The organism is Pyrobaculum sp., assembly GCF_049971835.1.
In the GTDB taxonomy this organism is placed as follows: domain Archaea; phylum Thermoproteota; class Thermoprotei; order Thermoproteales; family Thermoproteaceae; genus Pyrobaculum.
Window position 1 is genome coordinate 1 of record NZ_JBMFKV010000251.1, and the last position, 2,426, is coordinate 2,426.

Annotated in this window: 3 protein-coding genes and 1 pseudogene; 1 reads left to right on the forward strand and 3 read right to left on the reverse strand. The window is 54.4% G+C overall.

All coding sequences use genetic code 11. From position 1 onward, the window contains the following. From ACP5J3_RS13260 to ACP5J3_RS13270, 3 genes and pseudogenes are all read right to left on the reverse strand, one after another. Positions 1–390 (reverse strand): annotated as a pseudogene (locus ACP5J3_RS13260) (preprotein translocase subunit SecY); the annotation flags it as partial. Then, positions 390–860: an uL15m family ribosomal protein gene (locus ACP5J3_RS13265; protein WP_428496120.1), complete on the reverse strand. Its 471-nt coding sequence runs from the start codon at positions 858–860 to the stop codon at positions 390–392. The pseudogene ACP5J3_RS13260 and the gene ACP5J3_RS13265, both read right to left, overlap by 1 nt. Positions 861–895: 35 nt before the next feature. Beyond that, positions 896–1,816 (reverse strand): ATP-dependent glucokinase, encoded by a 921-nt coding sequence (locus tag ACP5J3_RS13270; RefSeq protein WP_428496121.1) that lies wholly within the window; start codon positions 1,814–1,816, stop codon positions 896–898. Positions 1,817–1,904: 88 nt separating this feature from the next. On the opposite strand from ACP5J3_RS13270, the gene ACP5J3_RS13275 reads away from it, so the two are divergent. Next, positions 1,905–2,426, forward strand: a 522-nt coding sequence (locus ACP5J3_RS13275) for a Glu/Leu/Phe/Val family dehydrogenase (RefSeq protein WP_428496122.1), incomplete at its 3' end; no start/stop codon positions are given.

Sequence of the window (2,426 nt, forward strand, 5' to 3'; positions counted from 1 at the left end):
GCCGCCTAGCACGTACGCGGTTGCCTCCACGGCGGCTATGCCGAGGGCTACCCACTTTAGCAACAGGGTGAATTTTAACCTATCTTCACGTTTATTCAAGTCGAGGTTTAATAAGCCGGAGAAGGCGAATACCTCTAGCAAAATGCCGGCGATGACTATTGGGCCGATACCTAGGTGCGCTAAGGTGCCGTAGGCAGTTCCGAAAATTATCGAGAGCAACTCCTGCGCCGGCTGGGAGCCTTGTCTAGTTTGATGTTGTATTCCATAGAGCGGGGTGATAGTCATTAAGATGTAGACGGCGGCTACGACGGCCGTCCAGAATAGTCTTCTGGAGAGTGGGAGGCGGCGGGGCGGTCTGGAGACGGTCGGTAGGAGAGTTAGTAAATCCATCACCTGTGTATGGCGGATATAATCCTAACCTCTCCGCCCGCCTTTTCAATCTTTTCTACGGCTAGTCTGCTGGCCACTGGGGTGTATACAATTACCGGTATATCTATCGAGCCGCCTCCGAGGAGCTTGTTGTAACCCAGATCGAGGAGGTTTACGACATACCGGCCTCCCTCCTCCACGGCCTTCCCGCTTTGTTTCATCTCTCTAATTATCTCAGACAGCGTGCCGACGTTTATAGGCCTCCACTGGATTGAGATGGGGGGTGGCTGTTTGAACCCGTGCTTGCCGTAGAAGGGCCAGCCGGTGCCGCTCTCGCCGTATTTCATGACGAGAGACCACTTGTGTTTGTGGAACCCCACCATGCCCTTGCCGCCTGAGCCGCCGCTTTTTCTGTGTTGCCCCACTCTGCCCCAGCCGTGGGTGCGTGAGCCCCTCCTGTACTTAACAGCGCGTTTAAAGCGCCTCACCATACTACGCACCCGCTTCTGGCCAGATTTAAATTTTTCTATCTAGGGTATCCAAACTTCCTCAAGCTGTCTGGTATCCTGTAGGCGAGCGCGGCGGCGCCGATGGCCACCTCGTCGTCGCCGAAAGAGGCTTGTTTTATCTCAGGCGGCCTCACCCCTAGGTATTTCCTGAGCCGTCTTGGCAACTCTTGTGATATGAGGTCCCAGTTGTTCAGCGCTATTGAGCCCCCCATTAGCAACAGCTCTGGGTCGTATGCGGCCACCACGGTGGCCACGCCTGCGGCGAGTGCCTCGAGCCACATGTCGACGAACTGCCTCGCCTTTGGATCCCCCTCTCTGTGCCGTTTAAATATCTCTGCCGGCTCCGCCGGCCTCTCTCCCGTCACCTCGTGGAACCACCTGGGCATGTTGGCGCCTCCCACGTACGCCTCGAAGTGTCCGACTCCACCGCAACCGCATGGCCTACCCTGGCGGAAGTCGATAACTGCGTGTCCCAGCTCGTGTGCATTTCCGTCCTTGCCGAGGAGTAGGGTGCCGTTGACGATCGCCCCTATCCCCACGCCGGTTGACAGTGTTATGTAGACTAGGTTATCTACACGGTGTCTAAAGACGTATTCTCCCCACACCGCGGCGACGCAGTCGTTAGCAACCACTACGGGTTTTCCAAGTCTCTTCAGCGGATCTACGAGTGGGAACTGCCTAGAGGGCGAATTAGGCGAATTAACCACCCAGCCGCTTCTGAGATCCATCGGGCCTATTGACCCTACTCCTATACTGTCAAACTCCCAGTTTTCCACCGCCGCGGCCACGTCGGCGAGCGGGTTGACGCCCGTCTTTATCTTTACTCTATTTAAGACACGGGCATTAGTGTCTACAATAACGGCTCTAGTCCACGTGGCCCCGACGTCGACGCCTAGATACAACGCCACGTAGCTACATGGAGCTCTTATTAAATTCATACCTCCGGCGTGGGCCACGCCGCGATATATAGTTCTACATTCTTTTTATGTAAATTAAAATTTTTAAATTGAGAAAAAGTAGCTCTTGATGAGCCACACGGGAGGTGCTTACATAACGACGGCTTTTCTAGAAAACACCTTATATATGATAAAACGCGGCGTGGAGCTGGGGGGCCTGCCTGTGGAGTTTTACGAAGCTCTTTCTAAACCTAAGCGCATCCTTATCGTCAACATCCCCGTAAAGATGGATAATGGAAAGATCCAGTACTTCGAGGGTTATCGTGTTCAGCATTGTGACGCTCTTGGTCCTTTTAAGGGTGGTGTTCGTTTTCATCCTGAGGTTACTCTTGCCGACGACGTGGCTTTGGCTGTTTTGATGACGCTTAAAAACAGCCTCGCGGGTCTTCCCTACGGCGGGGCTAAGGGGGCTGTTAGGGTTGACCCCAAGAAGCTCTCCCAGCGGGAGCTTGAAGAGCTGTCGAGAGGCTACGCCAGAGCCATAGCCCCGCTGATAGGCGACGTGGTGGACATCCCAGCCCCAGACGTGGGTACAAACGCCCAGATAATGGCATGGATGGTAGACGAATACTCCAAAAAAAAGGGATACAAC